This window comes from Flavobacterium shii, assembly GCF_025847235.1.
Taxonomy (GTDB): domain Bacteria; phylum Bacteroidota; class Bacteroidia; order Flavobacteriales; family Flavobacteriaceae; genus Flavobacterium; species Flavobacterium shii.
Genome location: NZ_JAOZEW010000012.1, coordinates 75,158 through 99,414, shown reverse-complemented (window position 1 = coordinate 99,414; position 24,257 = coordinate 75,158). Strand labels below are relative to the sequence as shown.

Annotated in this window: 17 protein-coding genes and 2 tRNA genes; 9 read left to right on the top strand and 10 right to left on the bottom strand. The window is 33.2% G+C overall.

From position 1 onward, the window contains the following. Positions 1-263: 263 nt before the first annotated feature. Positions 264-809 carry a hypothetical protein gene (locus OIU83_RS12500; RefSeq protein WP_264206590.1) on the bottom strand — a complete coding sequence of 182 codons (546 nt, stop codon included), beginning with the start codon at positions 807-809 and terminating at the stop codon, positions 264-266. Between the two features lie 53 nt (positions 810-862). Next, positions 863-2,377, bottom strand: a complete 1,515-nt coding sequence (locus tag OIU83_RS12495; RefSeq protein ID WP_264206589.1) for a GH3 auxin-responsive promoter family protein — start codon at positions 2,375-2,377, stop codon at positions 863-865. A 258-nt stretch (positions 2,378-2,635) separates the two neighbouring features. Between OIU83_RS12495 and OIU83_RS12490 the strand changes: the two genes are divergently transcribed. Beyond that, positions 2,636-3,430, top strand: a complete 795-nt coding sequence (locus tag OIU83_RS12490; RefSeq protein ID WP_264206588.1) for a DUF2797 domain-containing protein — start codon at positions 2,636-2,638, stop codon at positions 3,428-3,430. Positions 3,431-3,607: 177 nt separating this feature from the next. Here the strand turns inward: OIU83_RS12490 and OIU83_RS12485 are convergent, their stop codons facing one another. Continuing rightward, complete coding sequence (locus OIU83_RS12485; RefSeq protein WP_264206587.1) at positions 3,608-4,636, bottom strand: LacI family DNA-binding transcriptional regulator; 1,029 nt, start codon at positions 4,634-4,636, stop codon at positions 3,608-3,610. Between the two features lie 157 nt (positions 4,637-4,793). Between OIU83_RS12485 and OIU83_RS12480 the strand changes: the two genes are divergently transcribed. From OIU83_RS12480 to OIU83_RS12470, 3 genes are all read left to right on the top strand, one after another. Continuing rightward, positions 4,794-7,439: a TonB-dependent receptor gene (locus OIU83_RS12480; RefSeq protein WP_264206586.1), complete on the top strand. Its 2,646-nt coding sequence runs from the start codon at positions 4,794-4,796 to the stop codon at positions 7,437-7,439. An 88-nt stretch (positions 7,440-7,527) separates the two neighbouring features. After that, on the top strand, positions 7,528-8,748 hold the full coding sequence (locus OIU83_RS12475) for an MFS transporter (protein WP_264206585.1): 1,221 nt from the start codon (positions 7,528-7,530) through the stop codon (positions 8,746-8,748). Further along, the gene (locus tag OIU83_RS12470; protein ID WP_264206584.1) at positions 8,738-10,603 is read left to right on the top strand and encodes an alpha,alpha-trehalase; all 1,866 of its coding nucleotides are present in this window, start codon (positions 8,738-8,740) and stop codon (positions 10,601-10,603) included. The genes OIU83_RS12475 and OIU83_RS12470 overlap by 11 nt, the downstream gene beginning before the upstream one ends. 82 nt (positions 10,604-10,685) lie before the next feature. Here the strand turns inward: OIU83_RS12470 and OIU83_RS12465 are convergent, their stop codons facing one another. Both OIU83_RS12465 and sppA read right to left on the bottom strand, forming a co-directional pair. After that, positions 10,686-13,325 (bottom strand): AsmA-like C-terminal region-containing protein, encoded by a 2,640-nt coding sequence (locus tag OIU83_RS12465; RefSeq protein WP_264206583.1) that lies wholly within the window; start codon positions 13,323-13,325, stop codon positions 10,686-10,688. A 672-nt stretch (positions 13,326-13,997) separates the two neighbouring features. Beyond that, positions 13,998-15,761: a signal peptide peptidase SppA gene (gene sppA, locus OIU83_RS12460; protein ID WP_264206582.1), complete on the bottom strand. Its 1,764-nt coding sequence runs from the start codon at positions 15,759-15,761 to the stop codon at positions 13,998-14,000. A gap of 136 nt (positions 15,762-15,897) precedes the next feature. Here sppA and folK point away from each other — a divergent pair, with 136 nt between their 5' ends. Beyond that, positions 15,898-17,031: a 2-amino-4-hydroxy-6-hydroxymethyldihydropteridine diphosphokinase gene (gene folK, locus OIU83_RS12455; protein ID WP_264206581.1), complete on the top strand. Its 1,134-nt coding sequence runs from the start codon at positions 15,898-15,900 to the stop codon at positions 17,029-17,031. Here folK and OIU83_RS12450 read toward each other — a convergent pair whose 3' ends face one another. The 3 genes from OIU83_RS12450 to OIU83_RS12440 form a co-directional block, all read right to left on the bottom strand. Next, positions 17,032-17,625, bottom strand: a complete 594-nt coding sequence (locus OIU83_RS12450; protein ID WP_264206580.1) for a CHAP domain-containing protein — start codon at positions 17,623-17,625, stop codon at positions 17,032-17,034. A gap of 13 nt (positions 17,626-17,638) precedes the next feature. Continuing rightward, on the bottom strand, positions 17,639-18,175 hold the full coding sequence (locus tag OIU83_RS12445; protein ID WP_264206579.1) for an RNA methyltransferase: 537 nt from the start codon (positions 18,173-18,175) through the stop codon (positions 17,639-17,641). A gap of 75 nt (positions 18,176-18,250) precedes the next feature. After that, entirely contained in the window at positions 18,251-18,670 is a 420-nt protein-coding gene (locus tag OIU83_RS12440; protein WP_264206578.1) for a DUF1573 domain-containing protein, read from the bottom strand. A gap of 156 nt (positions 18,671-18,826) precedes the next feature. Here OIU83_RS12440 and mutS point away from each other — a divergent pair, with 156 nt between their 5' ends. The 4 genes from mutS (at position 18,827) to OIU83_RS12420 (ending at position 22,249) form a co-directional block, all read left to right on the top strand. Beyond that, positions 18,827-21,436 (top strand): DNA mismatch repair protein MutS, encoded by a 2,610-nt coding sequence (mutS, locus tag OIU83_RS12435; protein ID WP_264206577.1) that lies wholly within the window; start codon positions 18,827-18,829, stop codon positions 21,434-21,436. A gap of 150 nt (positions 21,437-21,586) precedes the next feature. Next, positions 21,587-21,659 (top strand) — tRNA-Gly (locus OIU83_RS12430). Positions 21,660-21,673: 14 nt separating this feature from the next. Continuing rightward, positions 21,674-21,759: transfer RNA gene (locus OIU83_RS12425), tRNA-Leu, on the top strand. 142 nt (positions 21,760-21,901) lie between these two features. Beyond that, the gene (locus tag OIU83_RS12420) at positions 21,902-22,249 is read left to right on the top strand and encodes a DUF1508 domain-containing protein (RefSeq protein ID WP_264206576.1); all 348 of its coding nucleotides are present in this window, start codon (positions 21,902-21,904) and stop codon (positions 22,247-22,249) included. A 156-nt stretch (positions 22,250-22,405) separates the two neighbouring features. Here the strand turns inward: OIU83_RS12420 and OIU83_RS12415 are convergent, their stop codons facing one another. Further along, entirely contained in the window at positions 22,406-22,633 is a 228-nt protein-coding gene (locus OIU83_RS12415) for a hypothetical protein (RefSeq protein ID WP_264206575.1), read from the bottom strand. Between the two features lie 370 nt (positions 22,634-23,003). Further along, positions 23,004-24,230, bottom strand: coding sequence for a 3-deoxy-D-manno-octulosonic acid transferase (locus tag OIU83_RS12410; RefSeq protein ID WP_264206574.1), 1,227 nt, complete (start codon positions 24,228-24,230; stop codon positions 23,004-23,006). Between the last annotated feature and the right edge of the window lie 27 nt (positions 24,231-24,257).

Sequence of the window (24,257 nt, the reverse complement as noted above, 5' to 3'; positions counted from 1 at the left end):
ACACCCAACCTCAATGTTAGTGCGAGCGTCTCGCTCGTACCCGTAAAGAATATATTTTAAAGTTAAATATTTAGTCTGTTTTCTCACAAACTTGTCATTCCGAAGAATGAGGAATCTCCACAAGAAACTAACACAACGTATTTCTATATTGTCGAGCAACTAACGAAGATTCCTCATTCTTCGGAATGACAAGTTTGTGGTTATTTTAGACAAAATCCCAACGCTCATACCAGTAACGGATGGGTTGTTGGTGTCTACAAAGATTATTCTATAAAATAAGATTCATTTAAGATGAGTATAAAACCTGAGCCTATTCCATATGGTCTTTTTAGTTCTTCGAAGTGATTGCCTACACGATTACCTGAGCCCATTGAACTAGTTGCTCCAGTTGGATTAATAGTTATCCATTGGGTTTCTATAAATGGTTGTAATTCATTAATGGTTTGGCTATTTAAAACCAATGGAATTTGAGAATTGCTTTTTTTGAGAAATTTCTCAGTATTATCATTTCCAATAATTTCACCTAATAGTAGGCTCATCCTTGTTTTAGTAGGAGTTTGTAATAATTTATCAAGTTCTATTAAAATATTTTTTAATTCAAATTCAGTTTTGTCTGCCCATTCAGCTAAGACTTCATTGTATTCTTGTTGCTCTTTTTCTCCCCAAATGGAACCCGAAGCAGCAATAAAACCTCCAATAAGAGGAATTGAACCAAATGAGTTTAATATAAATCTAATAGCTTGCTTTCCTCCTGGTCTTTCAATTATTTCATTCATTTTTTGAATCAAATCATCTTTATCTTTACTCATTTTTATGATTAATTTTTATTAGTTTAAAATACTACTATTTGGCAATTAGTGATTTAAACCTGCATCCCCTTCAATTGTTCCAAATAATCTCTTTGGTTCGAAAGCCTAGGTATTTTATGCTGACCGCCTAATTTGTCTTTTTCTTTTAACCAATCATAGAATAAATTCTCTCTGGCAACATTAATCACCAAAGGATTTAGCGTCATATTATTATAACGTTTGGCTTCATAGTCGGAGTTTAGAGATTGTAGTGTTTCGTCAAGAGCTTTTTGGAAAAGCCCTACATCGGCAGGTTTTTTCTTAAACTCAATCATCCATTCGTGAGCGCCTTTTTCCTTGTCTTGCATAAATATCGGAGCTACAGTATAATCTATAACTTCGGTATTTGTTAGCTGGCACGCTTTGGCTATAGCCTGATCGGTATTTTCGACCATAAGCTCTTCGCCAAAAACATTAATATGGTGTTTTGTTCTTCCTGTAACTCGAATCCTGTATGGGTTTAAAGAAGTAAAACGAACAGTATCACCAATTAAATAACGCCATAGACCAGAATTGGTGGTAATAACGATTGCATAATTTTTATCCAATTCTACATCTGCCAATCGGATAGCTTTTTGTTCTGGTTTCCCAAAAGTCTCCATCGGAATAAACTCGTAGAAAATTCCGTAATCCAGCATTAGCAATAAATCGCATGAATTATTTAAATCCTGAATGGCAAAGAAACCTTCAGAAGCATTGTATATCTCGTAGTATTTAAAATCTTTTTTAGGCAATATGTTTTTGTATTGTTCTCTATAAGGAGAAAAACTCACACCACCATGAAAATAAACTTCCAGGTTTGGCCATATTTCAAATAAATTCCCTTTTCCGGAATCTTCTAGAACACGATTCATTAAAACCAACATCCATGAAGGAACACCAGCAAAACTGGTTACATTTTCATTTTTCGTTTCATTAATAATAGCAGCAATTTTGGTTTCCCATTCGCTCATAAGCGAAGTTTTATTGCTAGGTGTACTACTAAATTCTGCCCAAATAGGCATATTCTCAATCAAGATAGCCGATAAATCTCCGAAGAACGTATTGTTGTTTTCGTAAATCTGAGAACTTCCGCCTAAGCGAAGACTCTTGCCTAGAAATAATTCAGAGTCTTCATTATTATTCAGATACAAGCACAGTAAATCTTTACTTCCTTTATAATGACAATCCTCCAGAGCTTCATTACTTACAGGGATAAATTTGCTTTTAGCATTTGTAGTTCCGCTAGATTTTGCAAACCATTTTATTGGAGTTTCCCAAAAAACATTTTGTTCACCTTGGCGTGTACGCTCAATCAAAGGTTGCAATTCTTCGTAGGTTGCAATAGGTAATCTTTCAGAAAAAGTTTTATAAGAATTTATCGAAGCAAAATCATATTGTTTTCCAACAATTGTATTTTCGGCAGCCAGTAATAAATTATGAAGGAGTTCTTCCTGAACTTCATTTGGGTATTTAAGAAAAAGCTCTATTTGATGAATTCTTTGTTTAAGAACCCAAGAAGCAAATGAATTGATTATTGATAGGGGCATGAATAATTTTAGATTTTAGATTGCTGATTTTCCTAGTAACTCAAAAAAGTCAAGAATTTAAGATTTGATTATCGGCAGACAAATACTAACTTTGTCGTTGTATCAAAAATAGTGTTTTTTTATAAACGACAATTCTATTTATGGCAAAGATTCCAATTCAAAAATGGAATTTTAACAATAAAAAATTTAAATTCTTTGAAGCGGGTTTAAAATCTAAAAACTGCTCCCGAAGCTTCGGGACTAAAATCTAAAAATCTAATGCAATATCAAGGTGTACTTACAAAGATGCAAACTGAAATGGGAAATCCAATTCAATATTATTTAGTTTTTGAAGACAGTTTTATAAATGTCAATCAATTATTGAATAAAGAAATCGAAATCAATTTTGTTGGGTATCAATGTTTGAATTGTGGTAAAAAGAAAAAGATATTCCGTCAGGGATTTTGCTATGATTGTTTTTACTCAAGCCCAGCTGTTGGAGATTGGATTATGAAACCAGAATTAAGTACGGCACATTTAGGAATTCAGGATCGAGATTTGGCATACGAAGAAAAAGTACAATTACAACCGCATATAGTATATCTGGCTCTGTCCAGCGAAGTAAAAGTAGGAGTGACCAGAAAGACGCAAGTACCTACACGATGGATAGATCAAGGTGCAACACAAGCTTTGGCAATCGTAGAAGTTCCGAATCGCTATTTGGCAGGAATTACCGAGGTAGCGTTAAAGAATCATTATGCTGATAAAACAAATTGGAGAAAAATGCTTCAGAATAATATCGAAAGCGTTGATTTGATTTTAGAGAAATCTAAAGTCGAAAACTTGATTCCAGATGAAGTTCGCGAATATTTTTTCCCAGAGAAAAATGATTTGTATGAACTGCATTATCCAGTTCTTGAATATCCAAAAAAAGTAGCAAGTTTAAGTCTGGATAAAACACCAACTTTTCAGGGAAAACTTACTGGAATAAAAGGACAGTATTTATTGTTTGAAGACGGAACAGTCTTTAATATCCGTGGATCTGAAGGATATGTAGTAGCAATAAATGTATAATTCTTTAAAAGGATATTTAACACATAGAAGCATAGATTTAAAACTTAAAAGAGTTTCTAGAAAATCATGATTTTTTCACATAGTGCTATGTGGTTTATTTTGAGTGAAACGTCTTTTTTATACTTTGAAAGTTAAACTATGTTTCTATGTGTTGAAATAATTGAAAGCGTGTATTTATTAGTTTCTTATCGTCGATTCCCTCTCGATAATGAGTGTTGGGAGTTCGATAGTTTGATGAATAACCGGAAGATGTTCTTTAATTTGAGCAATTTCATTTATTAATATAGAAGCAGCACGTTGACCAATATCATAACCGGGTTGGTCAATCGTGGTAAGCTTTGGCGAAATTACGGTAGACATAAACCAATTGCTAAAACCAAATACTGCAATTTGCTCCGGAATCTTAATATGCATATCGTTGAGGTATTTTATAATACCAATAGCCACTAAATCGGTAATGGCAAAAATAGCATCAACATCCTTATGTTCGGCAACTAGTTTTTGTGCATTGTCGTAACCATCTTCAAAATCGGAGTTGTGATCACATAAATAAACCAATGTAGGATCGTAAGGAATATTATGATCCTCCAATGCTTTTTTATACCCAAGAAAACGATCAATAGAATTTTGGGGTGTATAAGAACCCCTAAAATGAGCAATTTTTTTATATCCTTTATTTATTAGATAAGTTACAGCATCATAAGCCGCTTTTCGGTCATTGATAACGACTTTAGAGCAATCTACCAATTTCGCGATTTTATCAAATAATACTACAGGAGTATTCTTTTTTATAGCATCATTTATATGAGAGAAATCATCTGTTTCATTGGATAACGAAATTAAAATCCCATCAACTCTTTTTTGCTGCAGCAAAGCAATCTGCTTTTTTTCAAGCTCATACTTTTCATTAGATTGCAAAATAATTACAAGATAGCCTCTGTTTTCAGCCTCGTCTATAATTCCATTTAAAACACTCGAAAAGAAATGATGTACCATCGTAGGAATTACAACTCCAAGAGTTTTGGTTTCGTTAGTTCTAAGGTTTACCGCATTGGCATTGGGTTTGTAATTCATAGTAGCGACCATTTCAAGAACTCTTGCTCTGGTATTTTCGCTAATATCAGTGTACCCTTTTAATGCTTTTGAAACTGTTGTCACAGAAATTCCTAGGGCAGCCGCAATGTCTATAAGTCTGGTATCATTCATTGAATAAATGTAATAAAACTAATTGATAATTAATTAAATTTAATAAATCGAAAACGTTTTCGGTAAAATCGAAAACGTTTTCGTCGAAAATTTTCGTTGATATAATTAAATAGGCAATAGTTTTACCCTAACTAATAACCTAACCAAATAATAAATCATGAAACAGTTCAAATTTAGTTCAATAACATCATTCTGGATGTTATTGCTATTTATTCTTCCGGTGATGGCTTTTTCGCAAGAAAAAAGCAGTATCTCTGGTCAAGTATTCGATGAAAACGGACAAACAGCGCCGGGGGCAAATATTGTTATTCAAGGTTCCTCACTAGGAGTGAGCACAGATGTAGATGGTGGATATGTGTTTCCAAATCTTTCTGCAGGAAGTTACATTATTATTGTTACAAATGTTGGTTATAAATCAACTCAAAAAAGTATTACGATTAAGGATGGAGAAAACTCAAAAGCCGATTTTCATTTAGAGGCTGAGTCTCAAAGTTTGAAAGAAGTTGTTGTTACCGGATCCTCAAATCCAAGGTCTAAACTGGAGTCAAGTATTGCTATTACTACTTTGGGAGCGAAAGCAATTGAAAATAGAGCGCCTATTAGCACAGCAGATCTTCTTCAGACTATTCCGGGATTTGTTGTAGAAACATCGGGAGGAGAAGTAGGGAATAACCTTTTTGCAAGAGGAATTCCATCCGCAGGAGCTTATGAATATGTGCAAATTCAAGAAGATGGTTTACCCGTTTTTGAAGATGGTGCTTTGCAGTTTGCAAATGCAGATAACTGGTACAGACTTGATGAAACAGTGAGTAAAATGGAAGCAGTTCGAGGAGGTTCGGCATCAATTTTTGCCTCGAATGCGCCAGGAGGAATTGTGAATTTTATTTCGAAAACAGGACAAAATGATTTTCAGGGAAGAGCTAAACTTACTGTTGGAGATTATGGATTGTTCCGTACCGATCTTAATTTAAGTGGCGCCTTGGTAAAAGATAAATTATTTTTTAATGTAGGAGGATTTTACAGAGCCGACGACGGAATTAGGAAAACTGGTTTTACCGCAAACAAAGGTGGACAAGTAAAAATGAATCTTACTTATAAGTTTGATGACGGAGGATATTTGAGATTAAACTACAAAAAACTAGATGACAGAAACACGTTTTATTTACCAATTCCATTAAAAAGTAATAACGGAAAAGTAGAAGGAATAGCTGGATTTAATCCAAATTATGGAACATTGACTTCTGCAAATTTCTCTCATTTAAGTGTTCCTCAGTATGGTGGAGGAACTTTTAATGCCGATTTAGAAGATGGTGTTCATCCAGTTGTAGATGCGATTGGAGCAGAATTTAAAAAGAAAGTAGCTGATAAAGTTACCTTAAAAAACGCATTTAGAAATACCAAAATAGATTTGAATTACAATGCAATTTATAGCAGTGGCGGACCATGGACACAAGCAGGATATGCGACAGATGTACAGAATTTAGCTCCGGCAAATACAGGAAATTTAAGTTATACTTATGTAGATAATAATGCAAAATTAGATCCAAATGCTTTGATTATGAGAGCAGATCATTGGTATATCCATAAACAGATGGATAATTTTGCTAATAATTTGTCTTTTAATTTCGATTTAAAACCTGTTAATCTTACTGTAGGATATTATTATTCTAATTGGAGATCGAAGCAATATTGGAACTGGAGTAACTATCTGGTAGATGTTACCGACAATCCTAGATTGGTAAACGTGAATAATACTGCAACAGGAATAGCACATACCTGGAATGGAATAGAAAGAATTACCTGGCTTGAAAGAGATGCAGAAACCAAGGGGAAATTAAATGATGTTTATGTTGATGCCGAAATCCAAGCTACAGATAATCTAACATTTAATGCTGGAGTGAGATACGATAAAAATGTATATTCAGGATACAGAGATAATGCCCGTTTTGGAGCCGAAAACCTAGGAGTTTTGGAAAATAATACTGCCGATGATGCAGTAACTACAGTTCAGGGAAATCCATATACTTATTGGAGATATGATGTAAGTGAGTTATCTTATACAGCAGCAGGGAATTATAAGTTTAATGAAAATATGGCTTCTTATTTAAGATATAGCCACGGTTTTAGGTCTCCAATCGAGGAATCATTTTATGACAATGCCAAAGATTTGAGTAAACTTCAAAATACTTTTGTGAATCAATTTGAGTTAGGGTATAAATATGCCAATTCATTCCTTTCGGTGAATGCCAATTTGTTTCACATGAATTTAAAAAATGTAGCCTTTACAGATATATTGGCCGACGGAACATCTGAAAATAAATTTGCCGATGTAAATAATTTAGGGTTAGAAGTAGAAACAAATGTAAGATATAGTATAGCGAGACTGAATTTTAATTTTACACTTCAAAATCCGAAGTATGATAATTTTACAGGTCAAAATGCTGATGGAAGTACTTTTGATTTTAATGGAAATACAGCTCGAAGAATTCCTAAATTCTTCTGTGTTATAAGACCAGAAGTAGATATAACCAAAAGATTATCAGGATATGTTCAGTATTCCTATTTTGATAAAAAATATACAAATCAGGACAATAAACAAGTTTTACCAGCTTTTAAAGAAGTTGGAGCAGGTTTAAGCTACATCGTTAACAATTTACGATTTGCTGTTGATGGCACTAATTTGTTCAATGAGATTGGTTTGACAGAAGGAAATCCTAGACAATCAACATCAGATACAGATGTGTTTTTGGCAAGACCAATTTTGGGACGTGCTTTTAGATTTTCTGTAGCAATCAATTTTTAGTTTTTTATATTAATTAGTTCAGCCAAATGCTGTTTTAATAACAGCATTTGGTTTTTTGTTACATTCGTTAGTAAATCAATATGTTAAGATGAAAAAAGCAGGAATAACAGCAGTATTATATCTCAATTACTTTGTATTTGCGATTTTACTGAACAGCGTTGGGATAGTAATTTTAAAAGCGCAAAAGAATTATGGCGTAAATGAATTACAAGCTAGTATTCTGGAAGCTTTTAAGGATTTACCAATCGCAATTGTATCGTTTTTAATAGCTTCATTTTTACCAAGAATCGGCTATAAAAAAGCAATGCTCATTGGGTTAGGATTGGTAACTTTTGCCTGTATTGCTATGTATTATGGCAACTCTTTTAATTATGCCAAATTACTTTTTGCAACCGTTGGAGTTTCTTTTGCTTTGATAAAAGTATCGGTTTATTCTCTTATTGGTACGGTAACTAATAATCAAAAAGAACACAATGCTCTGATGAGTAGTGTCGAAGGTGTTTTTATGATAGGAATTGCACTGGCGTATTTTTTATTTCCCGCTTTTAATAACGATACTAATCCCGATTCTTGGCTTAATGTGTATTGGTTTTTAGCTTTATTGACATTGCTATCATTTGGCTTTTTGTTTTTTATAAAAATAGAAAAACCGGTAGAAATTCCAGGGGCTAATCTTGCTGATGATTTTGTGCAAATGATAAAATTAATGGCGAAGTCTCTCGTAATAGTTTTCGTAGTAAGTGCCTTTTTGTTTGTAATGATCGAACAAGGAATTATGTCTTGGTTACCAACATTTAATGATAAAGTACTTCATTTATCGGAGAACAATAGTATAATGATGGCGAGTATTTTGGCAATTTCATTGGCAATTGGAAGAATTTTGGCGGGTGAAATTACCAAAAAAATAAACTGGATTTGGGTATTGAGTTTCTGTATTATTTGTGCCATGCTTATTGTGATTTTTGTATTGCCAAAAGCAGTAGGACTAGAGGTAAAAACAATCCATTCGTTTAGCGAAATTCCATTAATAGGTTTTACATTTCCACTTGTGGGATTATTTATTGCGCCTATTTATCCGTTGCTTAATTCGGTTATATTAAGTGCTTTGCCTAAAAAGTTGCATAGCTCCATGACAGGATTAATTGTTGTGTTTTCGGCACTGGGAGGAACAATCGGCTCTAGAATAATTGGATGGTTATTCCAAAATCAAGGACCACAAAATGCATTTTATTACACTTTGATTCCAATGACATTATTATTGGTCTCTTTCTTTATATTAAAAAAAATAACTGCTAAAAATGAAATTTAAACTAAACATAAATCAGACGCTTCAGCGTTTATTGGCTCAGGAAGACACGGATGGTGACAAAAGAATTACGATTGACGATAAAGGACCGAAAAGCTTTTTGTTGGAAGATGAAAATGGAAATTCTCAGCTTATAGAAGGAACCTATTATTTGTCTAATTTATTACAGGAACTGGCATTGTCAAAAAAAAGCAATTCGGAATTTGCAGAAATAGATAGCTCCGAAATAATAGAGAATCCTGTAAGCCGTATTTCCAGAAAAATAAAAGATTTATATTGGAATGGATTAACGAGAACTATCGATGCAAAAGGAGTTGCGGAAATTGTAGAAGATGAAAAGATAGAAAATGCAATTTCGTATTTATATGTTCCTGCAACAGATACTGTAGCTTTTGAGTATTTTAAAGAATTGGAAAAAACGATTCCTAAATTAAAAGTGGTGCAACTAGCCGAAGATATTTCGTCTGAATATGTACTGACTTTAAATAAAAAGCCAGGGATTTTGGGCCTAGCATTGCAACAAGATAATAACGAGATAAAAGGCATTCCTTTTGTAGTTCCGGGTGGTAGATTTAACGAGATGTATGGTTGGGATAGCTATTTTATCGCAATAGGACTTTTGCTGGATGATAAACCAGAACTTGCGATTGCAACTGCAGAGAATTTTAAATACCAAATTGACCATTATGGTAAAATTCTTAATGCAAACAGAAGTTATTATTTAACCCGAACCCAACCGCCTTTATACACCTCTTTGATTGCGGCAATTGTAAAAAATGCAAAGCCTGAAAAAAACTGGATTGTAAAACATCTTAATACTGCGATAAAAGAATATCAAACTGTTTGGATGGAAGATGGGAAGAGACTTACGTCAAATGGGTTAAACCGATATAAAGCAGAAGGAATTGGTCTTCCGTTTGAAGTTGAGGTAGGACATTTTGATGATGTTTTGGAAAAATATGCATTGTTATATAATTTGCCTTTAAGAGAATTTGAGAAAAAATATCTTGATAGAGAAATCACAGATGTGAGTCTGGATGCTTATTTTGTTCATGACCGCAGCATGCGAGAAAGTGGTCACGATACAACCAATCGATTTGTAAATGTTTGTGCCGATTTAAACACGATCGACTTGAACAGTTTACTTTATAAATATGAAACAGATATTGCCTTCCTGATTGAGACAGAATTTGAGAATCATTTTACAGATGATAAAAACAAAACCTATTCAAGTGAATATTGGACAAAAAAAGCAGCTTTCAGAAAAGAAAAAATCGACGAATTGCTTTGGGATAAAGATGCAGGAATTTATTACGATTATAATTTTATTAGGAACGAGCCACATCCGTTTGAAGCTGCCGCAACATTTTATCCGCTTTGGGCAAAATTATGTAATGCAGAACAGGCAGAAACATTAGTGAAAACGATATTACCGAAATTTAAATTAAAAGGCGGAATTGCAGGATGTACCAAAGAAGCAATCGATGATATTGGTGTAAATTCACCGCAACGACAATGGGATTATCCTTTTGGATGGGCACCACACCAAATGTTTTTATGGGAAGGTTTACTTAATTATAATTATATAGATGAAGCTCAGGAAATGGTTTATCGCTGGTTATGGCTTATTACCCGCAATGCCGTAGATTATAATGGGGCTATTCCCGAAAAATTTAATTTAGAAACCAGTTCTCTTAAAATCGTTGCAGAATATGGTAATGTAGGTACAGTATTCGATTATATTACCGAAGAAGGTTTCGGTTGGATGAATGCATCTTATCAGCTTGGATTAAGTATTTTAAAAACAGATTTAAAAGGGGAGTTAGAAAAATTAACGGATCCTGATTCATTGTTTTAGAAATAAACATTTAATATCAATAAAAAAGCCTAAGCAATTATAATAATATGCTTAGGCTTTTTTTAAACGTAATGATGAAATTTTATGGAGTCGTTGCTGGCTCTTCTTTTTTCTTTTTCTTAAACAAACCGTTTAATAATTCGGTTGCTTTTGTAGTAACCTGTTCGGTAGTTTTTTCCTTATTTGTGGCAGCTGCTTTGGTAGTATCTTTCGATTTGGTATTTCTATTAATCAAATCGGTTAAAGCGGTTGTTCCTTGTTTCGTTAATTTGTCTTTTTGCTGATTTACCAATTGTGTTGTTAAACTTGTAACAGCGCTTTTCATATCAGTAGAAACTTTCGGATTAGAGAAATTCCCTGTCAATAAAGCGGTAATCGGAATGTTGTCTAATTTAGCAGCATCTGCAGGAGACATTTTAGCAATAAAAGCATTGGCTTCGGTTCCAAGGTATTTTGCAGGAACATCCAGTTTTATCGTATAGTTCATCGTTTGGTCAAAACCATGTGTTCCTCCAATTGTAGCTTTTATGTCTTGGTATTTTATGTCAAATGGTTTTACGTTTACTTTTCCATTTTCGAATGTAAGCCCAACTTTTAAATCATTTAAGTTTAGTTTGCTTACATCAAGGAATTTAACGTTAGAAGTTAAAGCATTTAATACAGTCGAATTTTTAGCATTAATAGTTGTCGAAAGTAATTGCCCTAATAAATCTCCAGAGATTGATTTTAAATCTGGAGTTAACTCGGTAGCATTAAGATTTCCGTTAAGTTTTATTGTCGAATTTAATTTACCATTGATAATTCCAGCTATTGGAGCAATCTTTTTCAACATGTCTAGTTGTGTAAACGATTGAGCAATATCAACTTGATTAAATCCTAAGTCCATATTAAAGGTGGGTACTTTTTCTTTTGTAGAAACAGTTCCGTTTACGCCAATTGTTCCTCCGAAAATAGATGTTTTAAAGTTCTCTAAAGTTGCTTTTTCGTCTTTTACAATTATCTTTCCAGCAACATTTGTTAGTTTTAAATTATCATACAAAACGGTATTTGCTTTAGCAGTTAATGTACAATTTAAGAAAGCTGGGATTTTCATTGCTTCGGCGGGTTTACCCTTAGCTTTAGAATCTGTTTCTGTTTTAGCTGGAGCAGCAGGTTCTCCTGTAGTCATAAAATCATCTACAGCAAGTTGGTTCGAACTCATATTGAAATTCCCTCTTAGTTCTTGTTTCTTAAACATAAAACCGTAGAAGTTTTCAAGAACACCATTGATGCTTAGGTCACTTTTTCCAGTTGTAGCATCAAATTGTTTTAAGTTAATCGTACTTGTGTTAAACTGAACAAGAGCAGTGCTAATATTCATCGATTTGTTATTCTCATCGGTATATTTAAATCCAGATAAACTCATTGTACCTGCATTTTTAATATTCTGATATTGACTTTTTTCAACCGAAGCCATATCAAAATTAGTAGTTACATCGGCTTTTAAAATTCCAGCCAATGGTTTGTCCATTTTTATAGGATATGCTTTAGAAAGATTGGCTAAGTTGATAGTTCCTTTTAAGGCTGCATCTACAATAGGATTTACAGTAATGTTTTTGATATTTGCTTTAGCATTAAAGACATCCTGATCAATCTTGAACGAAAGCTTATCCAAATTCACATACGTATCATTTAGCACTCCTGTTTCGTTTATAATTTTAGTATCAATTACAATATTCTGAACCGATTTTGGTAAATTAGGATATTTAAAAGAAGCATTATTTGAAGCAATTGCGATATTGAATTTAGGAACTGTAGTATCCGAGTATAATCCCTTGGCAAATCCTACAATTGTAAAATCTCCTGTTGTCTTTACACCGTCTAATCCAGAAGCGTAGGCAGAAGGAATTAATCCTAAGAAGTTTGTAAATGATGAGGTCGGTGTTTTAAACTTTAAATCATATTGTTGACCACCTTTCACCATTTGAATAAAACCATCAAATTCCAAAGGTAATTTATTGATTAAAGCTTTATTTTCTTTAAAAGTATATTTGCTGTTTTGTAAATCAATTCCTAAAACTGCATCAAGAGTTAGTGATACATTTTTCATATAATTCACTTTATCCATATCCAAAGATACTTTTGCAGTCGATTTTGTAGTTAAATCCAGTTTTGAAGCAGTAAAATCTCCTGTTCCTTCGTGGTTTAAGCTATCAATAACCATTTTTATTTTGGATCCCTGATCAAAATACCTAAAAGTGAAATTTTCGATCTTATAGTTTTGGATTTTTAATGAAAGAGGTTTGCTGGCAGTTTCGTCTTTTTTTGAATTGTCTTTTAATGCAATGTCAAAATTCCCAACACCATTTTTATCAAATATAATATTGATTAATCCATTTTTTGTATCAATTCCCTGGATACTCAAAGGTTCGTCTTTTCCTTTGAAAAGTTCTTTGATACTCATCTTTAAATTTAATTCACCTAGTGACACTAATGTATCTCCTTCAAATGGAGCTTTGTTTATAATCACTAATTTGTCAATAGAAACATTGGCATTAGGGAAATTTTTAAACAAGCTCAAATCTGCATCAACAAAACTTACTTTGGCGTCAACGCTATTATTGATGGCTTCGGATATTTTGGCTTTTATTTGATCTTTAAAAAAATACGGAATGGCAAACAATGATGCAATTAGCAAAATGACTACTATTCCTGCGATTTTTAGAATTTTCTTTACATTCATATACAGAGTTATTTGGGTTCAATATTACAGGTGTTTTCATACCTGCTTGTTGCAAAAATAGACTTTTATACGAGATTCCTTTTGTAATTTTTTCATAAAAAGGAATTGATATCTGATTATTTATAAGGTTTTACTGTCGTGAAGTCCAAAAAAATAGCCTACTGCATGTCCCAGGGTGGAGTATGAGTAAGCTATTCAAAAAATAAACAGGGTTATAATTGTCATAAACTTTACTTGCGCAAAGTGTCTTAAATTTTCCTTTAACTAGTCTTGTAATATTTGGCTAAAGTAGTAACAAGATGGTCTTATATGTGTTACCAGTAAATTAAACCTGAGTTAACTTTAATGGGTTTTATAATAGCATTGTTAGGGTATATCGAAAATGTTGTTGTATAAAATGGAACGCAGATGACGCAGATTTGCTAAGGCGAAAACAGGGATTAGATGGATTTTATTTTTGATTATTTTTAAATCAGTTTTTAATCCGCGTTACCTTATAGATATTTAAGTTAGCAACTCTTTGTCAAAGACCCAAACGTACTTTCGTGACCTGAGACTGAAAGTCGAACAGACGAAGTAAATTTATGGCAAAAAAACTTCTATAGTTTTATAAAATAGAAAATCCGTTTAAGTTAGACTCAAACGGATTGTAGTTTTTGGGTGAATTAGTATTTATTGGATATTAATTTGAAAAGGTATCATGGCTTGTACGCCTTTTTTTCCTTGTAATCTTTTTATTTGTTGGATGATAGTGTAATTATCTTCGCCTATTTCTTCTTTTAAGAAAGCTTCTTTTGATTTGGCAAAAGGTAAGTTTTGCAACATATCATTAAATTTCTTGTCATATTCAGGATAGTTTTGTGTGCTAAAGTCTTTTATTTTAGCAAGACTTGCTGCTTCGGCTATAGCATCATTTAAATCTCCAATTTTATCTACAAGACCAATTTTTATGGCTTCAGAACCTGCCCAAACTCTTCCTTGTGCAATAGCATCAACTTGCTCAAAAGTCATTTTTCTTCCTTCGGCAACATGAGTTACAAAGGTGTTGTAAATATGTTCTACACCTTCTAACGTTACTGCTTTGAAGTTTTCATCAAGAGGCACAAACGGACTATAATTGGCAGAGTTCTCATGAGTTTTTACTTGTTGTGTATTAATTCCAAGTTTATTTGCCAAAGGAGTGAAATTTGGTAATACACCAAAAACTCCTATAGAACCTGTAATTGTATTGTTTTGTGCGAAAATTTTATTGGCATTAGAAGCAATATAATATCCTCCGGATGCAGCATAATTACCCATAGAAACAACTACTGGTTTTACTTTTTTGGTTAATTCTACTTCTCTCCAAATTAAATCGGAAGTTAAAGCACTACCACCAGGGCTATCAATTCTTAATACAATTGCTTTTACATCTTTGTTTTTGCGAGCTTCTTGTAACGAGCGGCGCATTGAGCCTTCTCCTATAACGGTAACATCACCTTCACCGCTCTGGATTTCGCCTTGAGCATAAATAATCGCTATTTGATTACCCGAAGAGTCTGCAGTTTGAGCAGTTGTAATGATATTTTGAGTGTAATCCGAGATTGAGATTTTATTATAATCATCATCACCAGTTACCTTTAATGCTTTTTTAATTGCATTGTGGTATACATCTTCATAAGCTACAATATCTACAAGATGCTCTGCTTTTGCCATTTCTGGTGTTCTGGCCAAAAGTCCATTTGCGATTTCATTTAATCGGGTAATAGGAATATTTCGGCTTTTCGAAATATCGGCAACAACCGAATTCCATATAGAGTTTAATAACGCGCTGGTTTGCTCTCTGTTGGCATCACTCATGTGGTTTTCAAGAAATGGTTCAACGGCACTTTTATATTTTCCGTGACGAATAACTTCCATATGAATACCTGATTTTTCCTGAAAATCTTTAAAGAACATAATCTCCGATGATAATCCTTTAAAATCCAAATCTCCTACAGGGTTTAGATAGATAGTATTCGCAACCGAATTTAAATAATATTCTTTTTGTGAATAAGCATTAGAATACGCCAATATAAATTTTCCTGATTTTTTAAAGCTTTCAAGAGCGTTGCGTAAATCTTTGCTTTGTGCCATTCCTAAAGAAGATGCATCGTTAAGGATAGAAATTCCTTTGATGTTATCATCTGTTTTAGCGATATCTATAGCGTTTATAATATCTGTTAAACCAATACCTTTTTGCTCTGAAAAAATAGTTACCCATGGGTCTTTGTATTTTCCGGCATAGTCATTTTGTATCTTTCTTAAATCGAGTTCAATTACCGAATCGCTTTTTATGGAAACAGCATTGCTGTCACCTCCAAAAACTGCTGCGAGTAACATTATTCCGAAAAAAGATAGCATAAAAAAAACAAAAATACCGATTACGGTAGCTATTACGTTTCCTAAAAATTTCATAATTACATTTTTTTAATAAGTAGCAAAAAAGCTAAAATGTTACAAATCGCGACTTTATATTTTTTTATTTTGTTGTAAGTCGTTACACAAATATATTGCTATTTCTAAAATACTTTTAGTTAATTTGCATCTAATTATGAAATCACAGCATCAGGTCGTTTTATCACTAGGAAGTAACCAGGGAAATAGGTTCGCAAATATCGAAAATTGCATTAATTTAATACATCAGGAAATTGGTACTGTTGTTCAGGTTTCGAGATTATACGAGACGCCTGCCTGGGGTTTTGAAAGTGATGCATTTTATAATTGCACCTTAATTTTGCATACCAATGCATCGGCACAAAAAATATTAAATCAGGTTCTAAAAGTTGAAAAACAATTAGGACGTATTCGTTCAGAGCAGCAAGGATACCAGTCTCGTATTATAGATGTTGATGTGATTATTTATGATGATGAAGTTGTCGATACCGAAAAGCTTCAGATTCCTCACCCTTTGATGCAAAATCGAAATTTTGTATTGTTGCCCATACAAGATTTGAATTTACACTGGAAACATCCAATTTTTCAAAAAACAATTTCAGAATTAATTGCTATATCTCCCGATGATAGTGTGTGTACTGTTGTTCAGGATTTAAAAAATCCATTGCAGGAAATCCCGATGCAGCGATTTAATTATATTGCTTTTGAAGGAAATATTGGTGCAGGTAAAACAACTTTGGTTCATAAGATAGCAGATGATTTTAATGCAAAAACTGTATTGGAGCGTTTTGCAGACAATCCATTTTTGCCTAAATTTTACAAAGATCAAAATAGATATGCTTTCCCGCTTGAGATGTCTTTTCTCGCAGATCGATATCAGCAATTATCAGATGATTTAGCACAATTTGATTTGTTTAAAGATTTTATTATAGCTGATTATCATATTTTTAAATCATTGATTTTTGCCAAAATTACACTTGCCGAAGATGAATATCGCTTGTATCGCAATCTGTTTGATATTATTTACAAAGAAATGCCAAAACCAGATTTGTATGTTTATTTATATCAAAACACAGAAAGGTTATTGCATAACATAAAAAAACGCGGTCGAAGCTATGAGCAAAACATCTCGGCCGATTATTTGGATAAAATAAATAACGGATATTTAGATTATATCAAATCACAGCCAGATTTGAATGTTTTGATCATCGATGTTTCTGATCGTGATTTTGTTAAGAAACACGAAGATTATCTTTTTATCTTAAGCGAAATACAGAAAAAAATAGGATAGTTATTCTTTTCTCAGCCAACCTAAAATTCGGTTATTGGCGATTGTCCATTTACCCTCTTTTTCAATTAGAGAAAAGACTTCTCTCGATTTGCTAAACGGACCTGGATTTTGCTGGATTATTTCAATTGAGTTATCGGCAACATTCGAAACAATTGCAACGTGACCGAATCGGTTAAAGATAGTTCCGCTATAAATTAAAAGGTCATCAACCTTAGGTTTGCTGGTACTTGAATTAGTATATTGCGTTAAATCTCTTTTTTCGTTTTTTTGACCATCCGAAAGTTTATCATCAAAAAAATCTTTGGCATGACCATAACTATCGGGCATTTTATGGTTAAAATGTTCGTAATAATATCTTTTTACAAATTCTACACATTGATATTTTAAGCCAAGATTATAATTGTCTTCCGTAAGATTTCTATCTGTAACATTGTTTACTCCGCCATTGTAATAAACACAAATTCCATTTATGCTATCAAGAGGTTGTCCTATGGTATGACTGGAATTAAAGTTGAATTTTTTAAATGCCCATATTCCGGAGAAAAGAAATATTGACAAGCCAATAAGTAAGAATAGCCAACGTTTTGTTTTCATTATGAGAGGTGTTTTATTTTGGCCAATTCATCTTCTGAAATAAGTCCCAAACAACGATACCGGCACTTACAGATATATTAAGAGAATGTTTAGTTCCTAATTGTGGAATTTCGATACATCCATCACAAATAGCCACTGCTTCCTGGGCTACACCATATACTTCGTTTCCAAAAATCAAAGCGTATTTTTTATTTTTTTCAACTTCAAAATCCTGAAGAAAAATAGCACTTTCAACCTGTTCAATTGCTAGAGTTGTAACGTTTTCTTTTTTAAGATTCTCGATTACTTCCAATACGTTTTCGTGGTGTTCCCATGTAACTGTATCGGTAGCGCCAAGTGCTGTTTTGTGAATTTCTTTGTTTGGAGGAGTGGCTGTAATTCCGCACAAGATTATTTTTTCGATTAAAAAAGCATCTGCAGTTCTAAACACAGAACCTATATTGTGCAGACTGCGAATGTCGTCTAATACCAAAATAAGTGGTGTTTTCTCAGATTTTTTAAAATCAGCGATAGATTTTCTTTCGAGTTCGCTATTTTCGAGTTTTCTCATAATTTGTTAAATTCATGTAATAAAAAAAGCTTCCAAATATAAGGAAGCTTTTCGTTTATTTAGTTGTTTTACGATTTAGCTTTTTGTAGCGTCATCTGCTAAAACAGTACCTTTAATAGTAAGTACTTTTGTAGGCTGTCCAGCTGCATTAGATGTAACTGTTACAGTTTTTGTAAAAGCACCAACTCTATCAGTAGCATATTTTACACCAATAACACCTTTCGCTCCTGGAGCAATTGGTTCTTTTGGAGAAGTAGGCACTGTACAACCACAAGAACCTTGTGTGTTAGTAATGATTAATGGTTTGTTACCGTTGTTAGTAAATACAAATTCACGTTTTCCATCTGCATTGTGTGCAATTGTACCGTAATCTATAACTTCATTAACGAAAACCATTCCTGCACCATCAACTTTAGCAACTTTAGCTTTAGCTTGAGCGTTAGATGTAGCAACGCTTAATACTGTAAACATTGCAAGTAAAATTATTTTTTTCATTTTCAGTTTAATTTTTTAATTATTAACAAATCTATGTAAAATAATGAAAACGAAACTTAAAATTGCCTTAAAAATATTTTAATTTTTTTGAGATTCTTTATTCGCTTTAAAATTTATAAATTCGCTGTCATAATTTTTCATTTAAAACATAGTAATTTGGCAGCGAAAGAGAAAGTGGTGAAAGAAACACCCTTAATGAAACAGTACAACGAAATCAAGAGAAAATATCCTGATGCATGTCTGCTTTTTAGAGTTGGTGATTTTTACGAAACCTTTGGAGAAGACGCCATTAGAGCTTCTAAAATTCTTGGCATAACATTGACCAAACGTGGAGCTGGTTCGGAAACCGAAACAGCCTTGGCGGGTTTTCCACATCATTCTATTAATACGTACTTACCAAAATTAGTAAAAGCAGGACTCCGTGTGGCGATTTGTGACCAACTGGAAGATCCTAAAATGACCAAAACAATTGTAAAAAGAGGCGTTACAGAACTGGTTACTCCGGGAGTTTCTCTTAATGATGAGGTTTTGCAATCCAAAACTAATAACTTTTTGGCATCAGTATATTTTGCTAATAAGAATATCGGTGTTTCATTTTTGGATGTTTCTACAGGAGAATTCCTCACGGCACAAGGAAATGCTGAATACATTGATAAATTATTGCAGAATTTTAATCCAAGTGAGGTTCTGGTTCCGAAGCATAATAAGAATGACTTCAAAGAAGCTTTTGGGGAAGATTTTCATAGTTTTTATTTAGAAGATTGGATTTACAAAGAAGATTATGCTTTGGAGATTCTTACGAAACATTTTCAAACCGTTTCTTTAAAAGGTTTTGGAATTGAAGAATTGAAAGAAGGAATTATTGCTTCGGGGGCAATCCTGTATTATTTGTCCGAAACGCAGCATAATAGAGTACAACATATAACAGCAATTCAGCGTATCGCCGAAGATGCTTATGTATGGATGGATCGATTTACAATTCGAAATCTTGAATTATATCACAGTTATAATCCAAATGCTGTAACGCTTCTCGATGTTATCGACAGAACGCTTTCGCCAATGGGAGGGCGTTTGTTAAAACGTTGGCTTGCATTGCCACTTAAAGATAGTAATAAGATAAAAAGCCGTCATCAAGTGGTGACGTATTTAAAAGAAAATACCGAAGTATTACATGATATTCAGTATCAAATTAAACAAATATCCGATTTAGAGCGTTTGATTTCTAAAATCGCTGCAGGGAAAGTTTCTCCCCGTGAGATTGTTTATTTAAAAGAATCTCTGGATGCTGTAATTCCGATAAAAGAACTTGCGCTTAAAAGTCCGCAAGAAGCTGTAAAAGTAATAGGAGATAGTTTGCATAGTTGTGAATTATTGCGTGAGAAAATTAAAACAACTTTAAATCAAGAATCAGCACCGGTATCTATTAATAAAGGGAATGCTATTGCAAAAGGAATTAGCGAAGAACTGGATGATTTACGAGCAATATCGACTTCTGGGAAAGAGTATCTAGAAGGGATTGAGACCAGAGAATCGCAAAGAACAGGAATCACCTCTTTGAAGATATCATTTAATAATGTTTTTGGATATTATATCGAAGTTCGAAATACGCATAAAGATAAAGTACCTGCCGAATGGATTCGTAAACAAACCTTGGTTAATGCAGAGCGTTATATTACTGAAGAATTAAAAGAATACGAAACTAAAATTCTGGGAGCCGAAGAGAAAATTCATAAAATAGAGTTGGAGCTTTTTGAGCAATTGGTTTCTTGGATTGCAACATATATCAAGCCTGTGCAAATGAATGCAAGCTTGGTGGCACAATTGGATTGTTTGTGTTCGTTTACACAATTGGCAATCGAGAATAAATACGTTTGTCCGGAAATAGATGATTCTTTCGAATTAGAAATTAAAAACGGAAGACACCCTGTTATCGAAAAACAATTACCTGTTGGAGTACCTTATATTGCCAATGATGTTTTCTTGGATAGAGAAACGCAACAGCTAATTATGATTACTGGACCTAATATGTCTGGTAAGTCGGCTATTTTACGTCAAACCGCTTTAATTGTATTGCTGGCGCAAATGGGAAGTTTTGTTCCTGCAGATAGCGTTAGGATGGGAATGGTTGATAAAATTTTTACCAGAGTAGGAGCTTCGGATAATATTTCGATGGGAGAATCTACTTTTATGGTTGAGATGAATGAAACAGCTTCTATTTTGAATAATATTTCCGACAGAAGTTTAGTGTTGCTAGACGAGATAGGAAGAGGGACGAGTACTTATGATGGAATTTCGATTGCATGGGCAATTGCCGAGTTTTTACACGAGCATCCATCAAGACCTAAAACTTTATTTGCTACGCATTATCATGAATTAAATGAAATGACGGATTCGTTACCGAGAATCCAGAATTATAACGTTGCTGTAAAAGAATTAAAAGATACCGTCCTTTTTATCCGAAAACTGGTAAAAGGAGGTAGTGCGCATAGTTTTGGTATTCACGTTGCAAAAATGGCAGGAATGCCTCAAATTGTAATTTTGAAAGCACAGAAGCTTTTAAAGAAATTAGAGAAAGATCATTCAAGCGATGCATTAAACGGAATTAAGTCGGATAGCGATGAAATGCAAATGAGTTTCTTTAATTTGGACGATCCGTTATTGGAAGAGATTAAAGAGGAGATTTTAAATCTTGATATTAATGCGATAACCCCAGTAGAAGCGCTGATGAAGCTTAATGAGATAAAAAGGATGATTACAAGAAAATAATTTCACTTTTAAAGTTTACGTTATCAGAAGGTTATGTTTTTCTTGTAATTTTTTTTCAAAAAAGGCTTGTTTAATTCAATAAATGTCCTAAATTTGCACTCGCAATACAGAACAAGTCAAGTGTTGTAGTTCTTAAACAGAAATTGAAACGCGAAAATAGCTCAGTTGGTAGAGCGCGACCTTGCCAAGGTCGAGGTCGCGGGTTCGAGCCCCGTTTTTCGCTCAACACCATATAATGCTCGGATGGTGAAATTGGTAGACACGCTGGACTTAAAATCCAGTGAACAGCAATGTTCGTGCGGGTTCAAGTCCCGCTCTGAGTACTAAAACCTCTTCTTTTTGAAGAGGTTTTTTTATTTTACAAAAGTTTGTAATCTTAAAAGTAAACTTATAATACTTGATTTCAAATTTTAAATAAATCTTCGTTGATCTTGAAATCAACAATCTAAAATCTAAAAAATATAAATGGGTGCTTTTGTAATCAGTAAAAGGTTCAATGATGAGTATAAATTCGTGTTTACTTCCAGGAAGGGAAAGGTGATCTTTACGAGTCTTAGTTATGAGCTTAAATTTGAATGTGAGGAAGAGATTGAGAAATTTAAGGGAGGTATAGAGTCTGCTAAATTTTTGAAGTTTAAATCGTCTGGAGGAAAGTACTTTTTTAAGTTGGTTTTTAATGATAATCATTTTGCTACAAGTAGAAAATATACAACCGAGTTGCTTCTTCAAAAAGGGATAAAAGAAATTGTTACTTATGGTTCCAGGTCTGAGATTTTGGATTTCTCGGTGGATGATTTTGTTTTTGAGGATTAGTAAGGTGGGTTGGAAGTGAAAAAAGAGAGCGTTTTGATAAATCATCAAAATGCTCTCTTTTTTTTGGCTCAAAAAATAATGTGAGACTTTAGTCCAATAAAAAAGCCATCTCGCTCTAAGCGGATGGCTTTAAAAATTTTAGAATCTAAGTTCTAATTATTTTTTTGCAGCTTCAGTTGCAGTTTTAGCAGCATCAGTAGCAGTAGCAGCAGCAGAATCAACTACAACAGCAGCAGAATCAACTACAGCAGCAGCAGAATCAACAACTACAGCAGCAGAATCAACTACAGCAGTAGCGTCCTCAGCAGGAGCAGCATCAGCTTTTTTACAAGATACAACAGTTAAAACAGCAACAACAGCTAAACTTAAAAATACTTTTTTCATCTTACTTTATTATAAAAGGTTAATTATTAATTCGTGGCAAAGATATAAATTTTTTAATATGTAAAATATTTTTTTATTTTTTTTTTAAAATATTCTTCGTTGCCTACGTTTATCTTATTATCAATTAGTATGCCAGAAACGTTAAAAAAAGGTTTTTATTGATGAATTGTTATCTAATAAGGTGTTTATCAGTAGAAAATGCTTGGTAAGGGTAATAACTAGGGTGGTTTTCTGGTTTAAACTAGATTTATCGCAATGAAAAAAGAGGTGTATTGGTTATGAAAACCTAATTTCGAAACTGATTTTAACTAAAATAAAGAAATTATTGTGATTTCCAGCAGGGCTTTTTATGAAAAATTAGGGAGCAAGATCAAATCGTGTTCATAATTGTACTAGTTGCGCCTTTCTTGTTTTGTACATAAGAGCTGCAAATTAATCCCTTTTTATTAAGGTATTCTTTGTTTAAGATAAGAGAGTCAAATGCTGTTTTTAATTCTTCTTCGTTAGTAATGGAAATGCAACCTTTTAATTGAACAAGTTCTGTGGCTTCGGCAAAATGAGAAAAATTAGGTCCTATTACAATAGGAAGTCCAAATGTTGCTGGTTCAAGTATATTATGAACGCCTGGGTTTCCAAAACCACCACCAACATAGGCGATTGTTGCGTAGCTGTATATCTTGGTTAATATTCCAACAGTATCAATAAGGAAGACGTCGTAATCGGCTAGGTTTTTGCCTTCTTTTTCCGAGAATAAAACGGTTTTTTTATTAATTGAATTTTTTAGAGAATTGATTTGCTCCGGTTTGATGTTATGTGGAGCGATAATGAATTTTACATTTTCATTAGTTGTGTTAATGTATTCGGTAAGTAAAGCTTCGTCTTTTGGCCATGAGCTGCCAATAACAATAGTAGGAGTGTTGTTTTTAAATTGTGCAACAAAATCCAGAGTATTGTCACGTTCTAAAATAGCAACTACGCGATCAAATCTTGTGTCTCCAGAAACAATAACATTTTTATAGCCAATGGATTCAATTTTGTTTTTCGAACTTTCGTTTTGAACAAAAAAATAAGTGAATGCATCAAGTGCTTTTTTGTAAAATCCACCATACCACTTAAAGAATATCTGATTGTCTCTAAAAATCCCTGAAACTAAATAGGTTGGGGTATTGTTCTTTTTTAACTCATTTAAGTAGTTAAGCCAAAATTCATATTTAATAAAGAAAACCATTTCAGGATGAGCCAATTTTAAAAAGCGCTGCGCATTTTGTTTGGAGTCCATTGGTAAATAAAGTGTTACATCTGCAACAGTATTGTTTTTTCGAACTTCATAACCTGAGGGAGAGAAAAATGTAATAATGATTTTATGAGAAGGATATTTTTCTTTTATTTTTTCGATGACTGGTAGCCCTTGCTCATATTCTCCAAGAGAAGCCGCATGAAACCAAATTGTTCTGTCGGTGGCTTTTATTTTTTGTTGTAAAATGGTAAAAACATCTTTTCTTCCTTCTGTAAAAAGTTTGATTTTAGGAATAAAAAGAGCTACTATTTTTAATAAAAAGCTTACAATAAAAACGATCAGATTGTACAAGAAAAGCATAGTTAAATATTTGAGGCTAAAATACGT